The organism is Arthrobacter sp. SLBN-83 (genome assembly GCF_006715285.1).
GTDB lineage: Bacteria > Actinomycetota > Actinomycetes > Actinomycetales > Micrococcaceae > Arthrobacter.
On the sequence record NZ_VFMX01000001.1, the window covers coordinates 1,164,785 to 1,179,187 of the forward strand.

Here is a 14,403-nt window from a genome sequence, read left to right on the forward strand (position 1 = left end):
GAGGCTTTGTGGAGAAGACAGCACGGCTGGGCCTGGAGCGGGTCTCGCGCCCCCGACTTTATGAGCAGTTGGTGGAGCAGATTCTTGCCTACATCGAGTCCGCACAGCTGAAGCCCGGCGACCTCCTCCCAGCGGAACGAGACCTCGCCGAGCGGCTTGGCGTTTCCCGCGCCACCCTGGCCCAGGCGCTCGTGGCCCTGGAGGTGCTCGGCGTGATCGACGTGCAGCATGGCACCGGGGCCGTCCTGGCCCGGCGGCCCAGCGTGGCCTCGGTGGTCAAGGGCCTGCGCGAGCACCAGAGCCGGCTGCCGGAAATCGTGGAGGCCCGCAGCACGCTGGAGGTCAAGCTTGCCGCCCTGGCAGCAGAACGCCGGACCGATGCAGACCTGGCCGCCATCGACAACGCCCTGGACGTCATGTCACAGGAAATCGACGACGGCGACCGCGGCGCCCAGGGCGATGAACTGTTCCACCAGGCCGTCACCGCCGCCGCCCACTCCTCGGTACTGGCGCAGCTGATGGCCTTCATCGCCGAGATGATCCTGGAAACCCGGATGGAGTCGCTGGGCCAGCCGGGGCGGCCCGAGCAGTCCCTCGCCTCGCACCGCAATATCGCCGACGCGATCCGCGCGCAGGACGCGGACGCCGCCGCGAAGGCCATGCTGGCGCACATCGAGCTCGTCTCGGATGTGGAACTGCTCCGCTAGGGGAGCGAAGCAACGCCGCGTTAGACAACTGCCCGCCCCACAGACCAGTCCCCCCGCCCTGTGCAGGGGAACTGACCATCCGGTGGGGACTTTTGAGGACCGGGCTAAAAGGTGCCGGGCTAGAACGTGCCGGTATTCGACCCGCTGGTGGCGGCTACGGTCACGCCAATGATGAACAGCAGCCAGACTGCGCCGTAGCCCAGCAGGCAGAGGTAGCCCAACACCAGGCCGGTGATGGACATCCCTCTGCCGGAGGGTTCGCGGCGCAGGGCCATGTGGCCGGTGATGATGGCGGCGAACTGGGGAAGCAACAGCCAACCCATGATCACCGAGGCGATGCCGCAGACCATGCTGGCGATGCTCAGGGTCTTCGGTTCGACGGCCCTGCCGTAGTACGGCTGGCCAAAGTATTGGGGCTGGCCGTACTGGGTGTTGTTGTACTGGCCGTACTGTCCCGTGTTGTATTGGCCCTGGTTGTACTGGGGCTGGCCGTAGGCGGACCCCTGATTCTGCGGTGGCGGCTGGTAGCCGGGCCACGGTGAAGACCCGCTGCGCTGGTAGTCAGGTCCCTGGGATGGCTGGTTGTTCATGATTTCTCCCCTGTAAATCTGGCTACAGCCTACTTCAGTGCAGCGCCAGGCGGATGGCCAGGACCACCATCAGCACACCGATGGCCCCATCGATCCACCGCCAAGTGCGGGGACTGCTGAGCACGCCTGCCAACGCCCTGGCCCCGTAACCCAGTCCGGAGAACCAGAGCACGCTCCCGGTCACCGCACCGGCGGCAAAGATCCAGCGCAGGTCGGTGCCCTGCTGGTTGGCCAGGCTGCCCAGCAGCACCACGGTGTCCAGATAGACATGGGGGTTGAGGAAGGTCAGGGCGGCCGTGGTGGCCACCACCGAATTCCTTGACCGGGGCGCCTGCTCGGCTAGGACGGAGGGCTTCATTGCAGCCATGAAGGACCGCACCGCAAACCACAGCAGGTAGGCGGCCCCGGCCCAGCGCAGGACTTCCAGCACTTCCGGGAAGTGGGTGACCACCGCACCGATGCCCGCGGTTCCGCCCACAATCAACAGGGCGTCGCCCGCCATGCACACTGCCACCACCGCGCCGATATGCTCCCGGCGGATGCCCTGGCGCAGCACGAAGGCGTTCTGCGCACCGATGGCCACAATCAGCGCCAGGCCTGTCAGCGTTCCGGTTATTCCTGCGGTCCACACACATACGACGGTAGGATCCAGGGGACATGCAGGCAAATAACAGATTCTTGGGAATCGTTAGAATTTCTTCATGAACCTGGAGCACCTGAAAGCCCTCGTGGCCGTTGTCGATGAAGGGACATTCGAGGCAGCGGCAGACCTGCTCCGGATCACGCCCTCCGCGGTGAGCCAGCGGATCAAGGCCCTCGAAGCCTCCGTGGGCCAGGTCCTGGTCCGCCGCCGGCTGCCCTGCACGGCCACCGACGCCGGTGCGCTGCTGTTGCGGATGGCCCGCCAGGTGCAGGTACTGGAGGCGGAGACGTCGGCGGCGCTTGGTTCAGGAATGAACATTCGGGCCCACCTGCCGGTGGCCATCAATGCGGATTCCCTGGCTACCTGGTTTGTCCCCGTCCTGCAGCAGGCCGCCGGGTGGGAGGACGCCATCATCGATCTCCACGTGGAGGACCAGGGCTTCAGCAGCCAGCTGCTCCGCAACGGCGACGTCATGGGGGCCGTGACCTCGGACCCCGTTCCCGTGAGCGGCTGCCGGGTGGAGCTGCTGGGCTCCATGCGGTACATCCCGGTGGCTGCCCCGGGACTGCGCCGGCGCTTTTCCACCTCCCGGGGCCTGGACTGGTCCGCAATGCCGGTCCTGAAATTCAATATGAAGGACAACCTGCAGCAGCAGCTGCTGGCCGCAAGAAACGTGCAGCAGTCTCCGCCCACGCACACCGTGCCGTCCTCCCAGGGATTCCTCGCCGCGGTCACAGCCGGGCTGGGCTGGGGCATGATCCCCGAACTCCAGCTCACCGGTGAGCTGGCCAATGGCGCCCTGGTCCGGTTGGAGGACGCTGCCTACCAGGATGTGGCGCTCTACTGGCAGGCCTGGACGCTCGATTCTCAACGGCTCACCCGGCTCACCGCTGCGGTGCGCAGTGCAGCCAAAGACCAACTGCGGCCGGGTGATCCGGGGGAAGCTACCGGCCCAAGTAGGGCAGGAAATAGACGGCGAAAATGACGAAGGCCGCCAGCAGCGCCAGTTTTCCTCCGCTGGTGCTGCCGTGCTGCTGCGCTTTGCCGTTCCGGCCATGGCGGACGGGTCCCCTGGGGGTTCCTGCCCGGTGTCCCGGGGCCGCCTGCCGGCTTTCTGCGGACTTTCCTGCCGGCGTTCCCTTTGCCGTTCCCTTCGCAGGCAGGGCACGGCCGGCGGGGTGCCTCGACACACTTCGGCTCCGGTCCGCATCCTCGCCGGAACCCGGCTTTCCCCGCGGGTTTGTCGAGGGGGCGGCGGGCGGAAGTGCTCCTGCCGGCCGCACCACGGTTCCCGGCCGCACGTTCCGGAGGGCGGTGATGCCCGGCTCCTGCTCATGGGTGAGCTGCTGGCCCAGATGCGCGTACACTCCTACCACTGCTTGCTGGTCGAGTACCTCCGGCAGCGCTTCGATGGCCCCCACCACCCGCTGGAAACCGGCCACGGCGACGTCCGAGTCGGTCACCCCGAACAGGTCCGGCTGCGCGGCCATGCAAATGAGCGGACGTACCAGCCTGCGGTGCGGCGGAGCCAGCACTGAAGCCACGGCAGCACATTGGGCCAGCGCGCCTTCCACGGCCTGGGTCCTGGCATAGCGGCCCTGCCAAAGCACGCCGGACGCCACGCGGACTTCTCCGGTCCAGTTCTTGGAATCGATGACCACCACCCCGCCGGGACCCACCAGGACGTGGTCCAGGTTTGCCTTGGGGCGGCCCGGCCAATGGACATCGTGCAGCACGTACCAGCCGTGCGGGACCAGTTCGCTGAGCTTGTCCGCCACCACCCGCTCCCCCACGGCCCCGGCATCCCACGACTTGGTGGAGCGTTCGGCCTCGTCGAGCCGGCGTTTCAGCCGGGCAACACGCTCGGCCGCCAGCCTGGACTGCTCCGCTGCCCCGTCTCCTGCCCCCATTGGACGTCCCCGTTTCCTTGCCGGAACCGACCAGGGCGGCGGGCCGCCGTCGTCCGTTCCCTCCGCTTGTTTTCGTGGAATTTTTCCGAAAGTAGCAGTGCGGGAAAGGCCCGGTATATAGGTACTTTCAGTGGCTTGTACTCAGGTGGACTACTTGGTTGCAGTCGTCATGGCGTGTCACAGGGTCCGGATTCTGGGCGGGTCGTTTTGCCTCCTGCCAGGTTCTGGCATGCTGGAGCCATGGCTAGCCGCGCGGGCACAGTTGCCCAACCCCAGGACCTTGTTGACATCACTGCGCTCCTTGACGCGTATTACGACATCACACCGGACCTTGGTGATCCCGGGCAGCGCGTGGTGTTTGGAACATCCGGGCACCGGGGTTCCAGCCTCAAGGCCTCCTTTAACGAGCAGCACATCGTGGCCATCACCCAGGCGATCGTTGAATACCGGGCAGCGCAGAACGTTACCGGCCCGCTGTTCCTGGCCAAGGACACCCACGCACTAAGCGAGCCGGCCCAGAACTCGGCCCTGGAGGTGCTGGCGGCCAACGGCGTACAGGTCCTGGTGGACGCCCGCCACGGCTACACCCCCACCCCGGCGCTGAGCCACGCCATCCTCACATACAACCGCAAGGCCGCGCCGGGTGCACCGCAGGCGGATGGCATCGTGGTCACCCCCAGCCACAATCCGCCGGCCGACGGCGGCTTCAAGTACAACCCCCCGCATGGCGGCCCCGCAGACTCCGACGCCACGGGCTGGATCGCCAACCGCGCCAACGAACTGCTGGAAAACGGCCTGCGGGGCGTAAAGCGGATCCCGCTGTCGGAAGCCCAGGCAGCTGACACCACCGGCAAGTTCGACTTCCTCAGCAGCTATGTGGACGACCTTCCGTCCGTCCTGAACCTGGATGCCATCCGCAACGCAGGCGTCCGGATCGGTGCCGACCCCATGGGCGGCGCCTCCGTTGACTACTGGGGCGAGATCGCCGAGCGCCACCACCTGGACCTCACCGTGGTGAACCCCACGGTGGACCCGCAGTGGGCATTCATGACCCTGGACTGGGACGAGAAGATCCGGATGGACTGCTCCTCGCCGTCGGCCATGGCCTCGCTGATCCAGCGCATGTCCGACGCCGCCGCATCCGGCCAGCCCGCCTTCGACGTGGCCACCGGCAACGACGCCGACGCCGACCGCCACGGCATCGTCACCCCCGACGGCGGCCTGATGAACCCCAACCACTACCTGGCCGTGGCCATCGACTACCTCTACCGCAACCGCAGCGGCTGGAACCCGGCCTCAGTGGTGGGCAAGACCCTGGTATCCTCCTCGATCATCGACCGCGTGGCTGAGAGCCTGGGCCGCAAGCTTGTTGAGGTGCCGGTGGGCTTCAAGTGGTTCGTACCCGGCCTGCTCTCCGGCGAGGGCGCGTTCGGCGGCGAGGAATCCGCCGGCGCATCCTTCAACAAGCTGGACGGCAGCGTGTGGACCACGGACAAGGACGGCATCCTGCTGGCCCTGCTCGCGTCCGAGATCACCGCGGTCACCGGCCAGTCCCCGTCCCAGCTCTACAAGGGCCTGACGGACCAGTTCGGCGCCCCGGTCTATGCAAGGATCGACGCCGCAGCCACCCGCGACCAGAAGGCGAAGCTGGGCAAGCTTTCCGCTGCGGACGTCACCGCCACGGAACTGGCCGGCGAAACCATCACCGCCAAACTCACCGAAGCCCCGGGCAACGGCGCACCCATCGGGGGCCTGAAGGTGGTCACCGAGAATGCCTGGTTCGCCGCCCGCCCGTCCGGCACCGAGGACGTCTACAAGATCTACGCCGAGTCCTTCAAGGGCGAGGACCACCTGAAGCAGGTCCAGGCCGAGGCCAAGGCCCTGGTGGACAGCGTCATCGCCTAGCTTCCACCGTCCCGGCTCCACAGCCGGAGGATGCGGCGGATGGTGTGGTCGCCGTCGGGAGCCATGTCCACCAGGGCAATACGGTCAAGCACGACGGCGTCACCCGGGTGAAGGCGTTTGGCTTCAGTATCCGCGCTGGTTGGGGCGGCGCCGGCTTGGTTGGTGCCCGCCTGGTGGGACACATGCGGGCGGTAGCCGGTCAAGGTGTGGTGCGGGGTGAGGATCCTGCCGCCCGCATCCACCACCGCCTGCACCAGCTGCTCGTGCAGTTCCTGCAGGGCTGGATGCGGTTGCACAAGGTTGACGGGGACGGAGCCGTTGCGCCCGAAGCCAGCATCCTTGCCCACTGTCAGCCCGGCCCCGAGCGCGGTGGTCGCGGGGCCGCCGGCGAGCCCGGCGATGCGTTCGGTGACGTCCGTGCTGTCCTGGCTGCCGGCGTCGAACCTCACGTCAAACCGCACCAGGGCGATGTGCAGCGGCCAGTCCGTCCGCGGGAAAACCTGGCCCTCAGCAACGGGCTCCACGAATGCCACAAAGATCAGGTTCCGCACCGGCATACCCCAGTCTCCCACCGCACGCCTTTTAAACACCGATGCCCTATCACTTATGGTTCCCATTTCGGCTGGATAGGGACCATAAGTGATAGAGCATCCGGGGAAGAAGTCAGACGGTGCGGACGGCCTCGTCGTAGGAGAACTTCGGCTTGGCTTCGCCCCAGGCCTCTTCACCGGGCTGGCCGATGTTGACCACCAGGAAGCTCTTCTGGTCGCCGGCCGGGAAGAAGGCGGCGTCGATGGCATCGAAGTCGGCGCCGGTCATGGGGCCGGCGGCGAAGCCGAGCGAGCGGACGGCAAGGATGAAGTAGCCGGCCTGCAGGTGCGCGTTGTTGTTGCCGGTGGCGGCAGCCAGGGCGGGATCGGCGTCATACATGGCCTTGGGGGCGTTGTAGCCGGGGAGGAAGTTGTCCCACTTGCCGGCCCAGTCGGTGTCATAGCTGAGGATGGCCACGAGCGGGGCGGAGGCGGTCTTGGCCTGATTGCCGCGGGAGAGTGCGTCCACCAGGGTGGCGCGGGCCTCGGGCGAGCGGACGTAGGTGACGCGCAGGGGCTGGGAGTTGAAGGCGGTGGGGCCGTACTTGGTGAGCTCGTAGATGGCCTGCGCCTGCTCCTCGGTCACCTCGCCAGTGAAGGAGTTGGCGGTGCGGGCCTGGGCGAAGATGGCGTCCACGGCTGCCGAATCGATTACTGCTTCGTCATGGGCAATGGTCATTGGCTTACCTTTCGCTGTGCCGCCCGCCTGCCGGGGTGGCCTCTGTTGCTTTCCATAGTTGCAACTTCAAGTGCTTTCCTCCTCTTCCCGTGACGCCGGGTGACCTTGAACACAGCAGGGTTACGCGAAAAACTTGGCGGTATTCTGGAGCGAGTCGATTTTCGCCCATTCGCGGCATCCCCCTTGAAAGGCTTTCCTTCCCATGAGCATGCTCGGAATCAAATGGAAGCTGCACGGCACCGGCAAGAACATCAAGCCCGGCCAGGTAGTTGCCCCGGACGAGCGGTTGGCCTGGCCGCTGACCATCGGCGTGGGCATGCAGCACGTGGTGGCCATGTTCGGCGCCACCTTCCTGGTTCCCATCATCACAGGGATGCCGCCGGCCACCACGCTGTTCTTCTCCGGCATCGGCACGCTGCTGTTCCTGGTGATCACCAAGGGCCGGGTTCCCAGCTACCTGGGCTCAAGCTTCGCGTTCATCGCGCCCATCACCGCGTCGCAGGCGCAGTTCGGCATCCCCGGAGCCCTGGGCGGCGTGGTGCTGGCAGGCACCACCCTGGCCCTGGTGGGTGCCGTGGTGCAAAAGTTCGGGGCCGGCTGGATCAACAGGCTGATGCCGCCCATCGTCACCGGAGCCATCGTGGCCCTGATCGGCCTGAACCTGGCTCCCGCCGCCAAGCAAAACTTCGATGCCGCCCCCATCACAGCCCTGGTCACGCTGGTCACCATCATCCTGGTCAGCGTCCTGTTCCGCGGGATCCTGGGCCGGCTCAGCATCCTGGTGGGCGTTGTGGTGGGCTACATCGTGGCCATGCTCCGCGGCGAGGTGAAGTACGACAAGATGGACGCCGCAGCATGGGTGGGCCTGCCGCACTTCCAGACGCCCGAGTTCCACATCGGCGTCCTGGGCCTGTTCGTCCCGGTGGTCCTGGTACTGGTGGCAGAGAACATCGGCCACGTGAAGTCGGTGGCGGCCATGACGGGGCAGAACCTCGACGGCGTCTCCGGACGGGCGCTGATGGCTGACGGAGCCGCCACCATGCTGGCCGGCTTCGGCGGCGGCTCCGGCACCACCACCTACGCGGAAAACATCGGCGTCATGGCGGCCACGAAGGTGTATTCGACGGCGGCCTACTGGGTGGCGGGCATGTTCGCTGTCCTGCTCAGCTTCTCGCCGAAGTTCGGCGAACTGATTGCCACCGTCCCGGCAGGCGTACTGGGCGGCGCGGCCACCATGCTCTACGGCATGATCGGCATCCTGGGCGTGAAGATCTGGGTGCAGAACAAGGTGAACTTCTCCAACCCCGTCAACCTGACCACAGCCGCCGTAGCCCTGATCATCGGCATCGCTGACTACACCTGGACCATCGGCGACCTGAAGTTCACCGGCATCGCCCTGGGCTCCGCTGCCGCGCTGGTGATCTACCACGGCATGAAGGCCATCGCGAAGGCACGCGGAACAGTGGCCGAGCCCGAAACCGAGCAGGCCGTGCTGCCTCCCGCGGCCAAGGCCGCGATGAAGGCAGCCGCGAAGCGCGCACCGAAAAAGCGCTAAGGCCGAGCGCCCGGGGGGCGCCCGGCGAATAGACGCTAGGCCGCGTGGCCCTCCGGCGCGGGCCCGCCGGCCATTCCGGTGTGCCGGCCCGCGACGGGGTGGCCTGCGACGGGGTGGCCCGGCGGGAACGGACCTGGACGGCCAAGGCCGAACACCGGACCGGGCAGCGGCCGCTTCGCCGCGAGGGAGTCGTCAGACTGGTGCGGGCGCAGGCGCTTCAGTACCCATGGCACGAAGTACTGCCGCGCCCACACCAGGTCCTCGGCCCGGGCCTGCGTCCACCCGTGGGCGGGAAGCGGCCGCGGCTGGAGTGGCTTGAGCGCGTGTGGCACGCCCAGGGCGTTGAGGGTGGCGACGGCAACGGAGTGATGGCCCAGCGGGGACAGGTGCAGCCGGTCCGGGTCCCACATCAGCGCGTGCTGGAGCTCAGGCAGGCACCACAGGTCAACCATGATGGCGTGGTGCCGGGCCCCGATCCTGTGCAGGTGCTCGTTGTAGATCGCCACGCGGCCGCGGATCTTGCCGAAGACCGGCGTATTCCCCCAGTCGGGGCCGGCGTACAGCAGCACGGTGGCACCCGTGGCGGCCAGGACCCCTACAGCCTCGTCGATCTTTTCCGCCAGCTTGTCCGGGTCGCCGTGGCGGAACACGATATCGTTGCCGCCGCCGGACATGGCAACCAGGTCGGGCTTGAGTTCCAGGGCCGGCGCCAATTGCCCGTCGAGGATCTGCCTCAGCAGCATGCCGCGGATGGCCAGGTTGGCATAGGCGAAATCAGGCTGGCCGGCGGCCAGTTCCTCCGCCACCCGATCGGCCCAGCCCCGCAGGCCGCCCAGGCTGTGCGGTTCGGGGTCGCCGATTCCTTCGGTGTAGGAGTCCCCCAGCGCGACGAACCGGTGCCAGGGGTGCCTGGCCGGTCCTGCCTCAATGGAGCGCAGTTCCTGCTTCTCGATGGTCATGCCGTCCTCCCTTCTGCAGCTGACGGGGGTTCCTTCCCCGCCGCCGCGTCCTTGCGGGGCGACGTTCCGGTTGGAAAGTCACGCCCCGCCGCCGACGGCCGCGGGAGCTCCGACACGCCGTCGTACGTTTCCTGCCGCAGCCCCGAAGGCTGCCCGGCCCCGCGGTCCATTCCGCTGGGAGCCACTACATTCAGTGCCGCGTCCCGGAGGTCCAGTTCGTGGTGCAGCGCCTGCGTCTGCAGGAACCGCAGGGCACCCTCACGGGTGAGCCCGTATTCGTTCATGAGGCTGCGCACCGCAAGGTCCACCAGGACCAGGGAGCTTTGGACGACGGCGAGACCCGCCGTTGCTTCCGCGCGCTCAGCCACCCGGACCACAACACGCAGGGCCCGCGCCACCTGGCGCACATAACTTTGGCTGTGCACCAGGTCGTCACTGGTGAAGGTGTGCGGAGACGGCGCGTAAAGATTGATGGCGGCGCTGGTGGCGCCCTCAGTGAGGATGGGGACCGAGAGCAGTGACTGCACGCCGTGGACGGCGGCGGCGCTGGAATACCCAGGCCAGCGGCGGTCCCGGCTCAGGTCCGACAGCAGGACGAATTCCCCGGAGCGCACGGCTTCCATCACCGGTCCGTCGGCGAACGAACATTGCTCCCGGTCAGCCTCTCTTGCCTGCTCGGTACTGGCCGCGAGGGTGCGTGCCTTGCCCAGGCGAAAGAGGGTGGCCGCCCAGCTGATGCTGCGGCGCTCACCTTTGATACCCGCCATGAAGTCGCGGGTCACTTCCCAGAGGTAGTCTTCAACGTCCTTGCTGTCGAAAACCGGCTCCGGGGTAACTGGAAGCGGTCCCCAGCCAACCTGCCCCGTGGGATCAGCGGCCATGCTCCAGCCCTGCTATCAGCGCGTCGGCCCACTGCAAAACCCTTGCACTAAGAATACGACCCCAAAGGGCCTTGGTGGGGAACAACGGGGAAACAAGGGGGATTCAACGGGTTAGGGATGAGCGGCACGCCGGTGTCCCTTCCGCCGGCCCCGCTGCGCAGTAGCATCGGGAGAGGGAACACCGAATACTCCCTGCCCGCATGGGTACCTGACCTTGAGCAAGGGGTCTTGGAGCATCCATGCCAGCACGGAAACGAGCAATGGAAAGAGGAGCTTATGCGGGAGCCGGGCACCAGCGAGCGTACTTCGGAAGCGGATGAGGCCGTGGAGGCCAGCATGGAAGTGGAAGAGGACGCGGCGGAGCCGTCACCGGACCTTGAGGTCACGTTCGACGAGCAGTTCTTCGCGGCCCGCCCCAAGGCTCTGCGTCCCATCGCACGGAGGCGGCAGTTCGTCGGCAGCAAGCCGTCCTTCGAATTCGACGGGCGCAATGCGGCTTACGTGGAGTGGCTGCGGAACCAGGCCATGCTCGGGGACGCCAACACGCTGGCACGCCAGCTGTCGGGGCAGGCCAGCATGTGGCAAAACTCGTACGCGCACCCAAACCCGCGTGCCGCCGTCGAACGCGCCTCCGTGTGGTTCACCGCCTACCCGCTGTCCTTCATCACCCCCACCGGCCAGTCATTCCTCTCCGCCCTGGGTGACCCGGAGATGTGGAAGGCGTTCCGCGAAATCGGAATCCGCGGCATCCACACCGGACCCGTGAAACTTGCCGGCGGCATCAGCGGCTGGTCCCACACGCCCAGCGTGGACGGCCACTTCGACCGCATCAGCATGGCCATCGACCCGGTCTTCGGCACCGAGGACGAGTTCCGAAGGATGTGCGAGGTGGCTGCTGAGCACGAGGGCACCATCATCGACGACATCGTCCCCGGCCACACCGGCAAGGGAGCCGACTTCCGGCTCGCCGAAATGAACTTCCGTGACTACCCCGGCATCTACCACATGATCGACATCCCGGAGGAGGACTGGAACCTGCTCCCAGACGTCCCGGAAGGGGCCGACTCGGTCAACCTCAGCCCGGACGCCGAGCAGGCGCTGCAGAAGGCCGGGTACATCATCGGCCGGCTGCAACGCGTGATCTTCTACGAGCCCGGGGTAAAGGAAACCAACTGGAGCGTCACCCGGCCCATCGTGGACACCACGGGCAAGACCCGCCGCTGGGTCTACCTGCACTACTTCAAGGCCGGGCAGCCCTCCATCAACTGGCTGGACCCCACCTTCGCCGGAATGCGGCTGGTGGTGGGCGATGCCCTGCACTCGCTCGTGGACCTTGGCACCGGGGCGCTGCGCCTGGATGCCAACGGCTTCCTGGGCGTGGAAAAGAGCGCCGAGGAACAGCCCGGCTGGTCCGAAGGCCACCCCCTCTCCGAGGCCGCCAACCAACTCATCGGTTCCATGATCCGCAAGGTGGGCGGGTTCTCCTTCCAGGAACTGAACCTGACCATTGACGACATCAAGGCAACCTCGGAGTCCGGCCCGGACCTCTCCTACGACTTCATCACCCGGCCGGCGTACCACTACTCCCTGGTCACCGGCGATACCGAGTTCCTGCGGCTGACCCTCCGCCTGTCGCGGGAAATCGGCGTGGACCAGGCCTCGCTGGTGCATGCCCTGCAGAACCATGACGAGCTCACCTACGAACTCCTGCACTTCGCTGCCGGGCACCGGGACGAGATGTTCGAGCTCAACGGCGAAGAACTGACCGGCGCCCAACTGGCCGAACAGATCCAGCAGACCCTGCGGGACCGGCTCACCGGCGAAAACGCACCCTACAACGCCGTCTTCACCACCAACGGCATTGCCTGCACCTCGGTCAGCTTCATCATGGCCGCCCTGGGAATCCAGGACCCGGACGCCGTCACCCCGGAGCAGGAAGCCCAGATCCGCGACGTCCACCTGCTCCTGGCCATGTACAACGCCCTGCAGCCCGGCGTCTTCGCGCTTTCCGGCTGGGACCTCACCGGCATCATGGCCCTGGACCGCAGCAGGGTCCGGGAACTCACCTCCCAGGGCGATACGCGCTGGATCAACCGCGGCGCCCACGACCTCATGGGAACAAGCCCGGACGCCACCACCTCATCGGCCGGAATGCCGCGGGCCCGCAGCCTGTACGGGCCGCTGCCTGAACAGCTGAAGGACCCGGACTCGTTCGCACGCCGGCTGCAGCGGATCCTCGCCGTCCGTGAGGACAACGAAATCGCCACCGGCACGCTGCTGGACGTGCCGGACGTCTCCAACCGCGGGGCACTGGTGCTGGTGAACCGGCTCAAGGACGGCGCCCTGCAGGTAACGGCGCTGAACTTCTCCGGCCAGGACATCGCCGGCAGCATCCAGTCCAACGAGCTGCCGTCCGGCGCCAACGTCCGGGACCTGTTCAGCGGCGAGACCGTGGGGCAGGTGGACGACCTGCACAGCTTCTTCCTGGAACTGCCCGCTTACGGCGGAACCGCGCTGCGCCTGACCGAGGCACCGGAGGCGGAGGCGGAGGCCTAAAGCCATGGGTGGCGCCGGGAATTCCCCGGCGCTACCCGGCTGCTGCGGCCGTCAGCGTCGCCTCGATGATGGCCGGCGACAGGACGTACTGGGTGACCAGCTGGCTTGCCCCCAGCACGCCCGCATGGGCGCCGGCCCGCGAAACGTTGATGCGCAGGTGCGAGGTGGCCAGCGGCGGAGAACGCCGGTACACCACCTCGCGGATGCCGGCCACCAGGTGCTCCCCCGTCTCGCCGACACTGCCGCCCACCACGATGACGGACGGGTTGAGCAGGTTGACCACGGTGGCCAGCACCTCGCCGATGTCCCGCCCGGCCTGGCGCAGGGCCTGGATGGCCTGCAGGTTGCCGTCGGCGGCGAGCCGGAGCACATCGGCGCCTATTGCCACATCAAGTCCCTGATCCTTCAGGGAGCGAACGACGGCGGGACCTGACGCGAGCGCCTCCAGGCACCCATAGTTTCCACAGGCACACAGCACGTCCGCGCCCCGCGCCACCTGGACATGCCCCAGGTCCCCTGCCGTGCCGTTGGCACCGCGCTGCAGCTCCCCGTTGCTGATGATGCCGGAGCCGATGCCGGTGGCCACCTTCACGAAGAAAAAGTTGCTGTGCTCGGGCCAGTGCGCGGACTGCTCCCCCAGCGCCATGATGTTCACGTCGTTGTCCACCAGCACGTGGACGGGCAGGGACCGCTGCACGTAGCTGACCACATCGAACCCGTCCCACCCCGGCATGATGGGCGGCTTCACGGGCTTGCCGGTATCGTGTTCCACCGGGCCGGGCAGCCCGATGCCGATCCCGGCGAGTTCCCCCACGCTGCGTCCCACCGAGGCCAGCAGTTCCTTGCCCTGCGCCACCACACGGTCCAGCACCACCTCCGGCCCATCGGCCACCTGCTGTGCCAGCCGGTGTTCGGCAAGGATGGTGCCGCCAAGGTCGGTGACCGCCACGATGACATGCGTGGCACCCACATCCACGGCCAGGACCAGGCGGGCTGATGGGTTGAAGGCAAAGCGCGACGGCGGCCTTCCGCCGCTGGAGAGGGCCTCCCCTGCCGGACCCACCAGGCCGGACAGCATCAGTGCGTCAATCCTGGAAGCGACGGTGGAACGGGCCAGCCCGGTGGTCAGGGCCAGCTCGGCCCGGGTGCGGGCCCTGCCGTCCCGGAGCAGCTGGAAGAGGTCGCCCGCCCGTGACAGGCTGCCGACGTCAGCGTCCTTCGCGGCCTGTTTCCCCGTGGCTTGAGTCATGTCTAAGTCATAACACTCTTACTTCTTGCTGTCATCACGGCAGAAGAATGACGCGCAACAAACAACTTTTGCTTGACGCGCGTCAAAAGTCGTCCTAGGTTGTGACTCACGGCACATCCGCGAAGCCGATGCCTGGCATCGGCGGCAGTGATGGCCAGGCACTCCCGAGTCCGCTTACA

The 14,403-nt window shown here is 67.1% G+C and carries 13 protein-coding genes; 5 read left to right on the forward strand and 8 right to left on the reverse strand.

The features are described from left to right. Nucleotides 1–8 precede the first annotated feature (8 nt). The gene (locus tag FBY30_RS05300) at nt 9–707 is read left to right on the forward strand and encodes a FadR/GntR family transcriptional regulator (protein ID WP_142131680.1); all 699 of its coding nucleotides are present in this window, start codon (nt 9–11) and stop codon (nt 705–707) included. 119 nt (nt 708–826) lie between these two features. Here the strand turns inward: FBY30_RS05300 and FBY30_RS05305 are convergent, their stop codons facing one another. Further along, nucleotides 827–1,297, reverse strand: a complete 471-nt coding sequence (locus FBY30_RS05305) for a DUF4190 domain-containing protein (protein WP_142131682.1) — start codon at nt 1,295–1,297, stop codon at nt 827–829. A gap of 34 nt (nt 1,298–1,331) precedes the next feature. Then, nucleotides 1,332–1,928, reverse strand: a complete 597-nt coding sequence (locus tag FBY30_RS05310; RefSeq protein ID WP_142131684.1) for a LysE/ArgO family amino acid transporter — start codon at nt 1,926–1,928, stop codon at nt 1,332–1,334. Between the two features lie 70 nt (nt 1,929–1,998). Here FBY30_RS05310 and FBY30_RS05315 point away from each other — a divergent pair, with 70 nt between their 5' ends. After that, the gene (locus FBY30_RS05315) at nt 1,999–2,925 is read left to right on the forward strand and encodes a LysR family transcriptional regulator ArgP (protein WP_142131686.1); all 927 of its coding nucleotides are present in this window, start codon (nt 1,999–2,001) and stop codon (nt 2,923–2,925) included. On the opposite strand, the gene FBY30_RS05320 is transcribed toward FBY30_RS05315, so the two are convergent. Then, nucleotides 2,885–3,850 (reverse strand): nuclease-related domain-containing protein, encoded by a 966-nt coding sequence (locus FBY30_RS05320; protein ID WP_142131688.1) that lies wholly within the window; start codon nt 3,848–3,850, stop codon nt 2,885–2,887. The genes FBY30_RS05315 and FBY30_RS05320 overlap by 41 nt on opposite strands. Nucleotides 3,851–4,090: 240 nt before the next feature. On the opposite strand from FBY30_RS05320, the gene pgm reads away from it, so the two are divergent. After that, nucleotides 4,091–5,755: a phosphoglucomutase (alpha-D-glucose-1,6-bisphosphate-dependent) gene (gene pgm, locus FBY30_RS05325; RefSeq protein ID WP_142131690.1), complete on the forward strand. Its 1,665-nt coding sequence runs from the start codon at nt 4,091–4,093 to the stop codon at nt 5,753–5,755. On the opposite strand, the gene FBY30_RS05330 is transcribed toward pgm, so the two are convergent. Together FBY30_RS05330 and FBY30_RS05335 are read right to left on the reverse strand one after the other, a co-directional pair. Further along, nucleotides 5,752–6,312, reverse strand: coding sequence for a 2'-5' RNA ligase family protein (locus tag FBY30_RS05330; RefSeq protein WP_142131692.1), 561 nt, complete (start codon nt 6,310–6,312; stop codon nt 5,752–5,754). The genes pgm and FBY30_RS05330 overlap by 4 nt on opposite strands. 106 nt (nt 6,313–6,418) lie before the next feature. Then, nucleotides 6,419–7,024, reverse strand: a complete 606-nt coding sequence (locus FBY30_RS05335) for a malonic semialdehyde reductase (protein WP_142131693.1) — start codon at nt 7,022–7,024, stop codon at nt 6,419–6,421. Nucleotides 7,025–7,226: 202 nt separating this feature from the next. On the opposite strand from FBY30_RS05335, the gene FBY30_RS05340 reads away from it, so the two are divergent. Beyond that, a complete protein-coding gene (locus FBY30_RS05340) occupies nt 7,227–8,579 on the forward strand; it encodes a uracil-xanthine permease family protein (RefSeq protein WP_142131695.1) in 1,353 nt (450 codons plus the stop codon). Nucleotides 8,580–8,614: 35 nt separating this feature from the next. Here FBY30_RS05340 and FBY30_RS05345 read toward each other — a convergent pair whose 3' ends face one another. Both FBY30_RS05345 and FBY30_RS05350 read right to left on the reverse strand, forming a co-directional pair. After that, nucleotides 8,615–9,538, reverse strand: a complete 924-nt coding sequence (locus FBY30_RS05345) for an SGNH/GDSL hydrolase family protein (RefSeq protein ID WP_142131697.1) — start codon at nt 9,536–9,538, stop codon at nt 8,615–8,617. Continuing rightward, the gene (locus FBY30_RS05350; protein ID WP_142131699.1) at nt 9,535–10,419 is read right to left on the reverse strand and encodes a GAF domain-containing protein; all 885 of its coding nucleotides are present in this window, start codon (nt 10,417–10,419) and stop codon (nt 9,535–9,537) included. The genes FBY30_RS05345 and FBY30_RS05350 overlap by 4 nt, the downstream gene beginning before the upstream one ends. 276 nt (nt 10,420–10,695) lie before the next feature. Here FBY30_RS05350 and treS point away from each other — a divergent pair, with 276 nt between their 5' ends. Then, the gene (treS, locus tag FBY30_RS05355; RefSeq protein ID WP_142131702.1) at nt 10,696–12,975 is read left to right on the forward strand and encodes a maltose alpha-D-glucosyltransferase; all 2,280 of its coding nucleotides are present in this window, start codon (nt 10,696–10,698) and stop codon (nt 12,973–12,975) included. Between the two features lie 31 nt (nt 12,976–13,006). Here the strand turns inward: treS and FBY30_RS05360 are convergent, their stop codons facing one another. Beyond that, nucleotides 13,007–14,224: an ROK family transcriptional regulator gene (locus tag FBY30_RS05360; RefSeq protein ID WP_142131704.1), complete on the reverse strand. Its 1,218-nt coding sequence runs from the start codon at nt 14,222–14,224 to the stop codon at nt 13,007–13,009. Nucleotides 14,225–14,403: the final 179 nt, after the last annotated feature.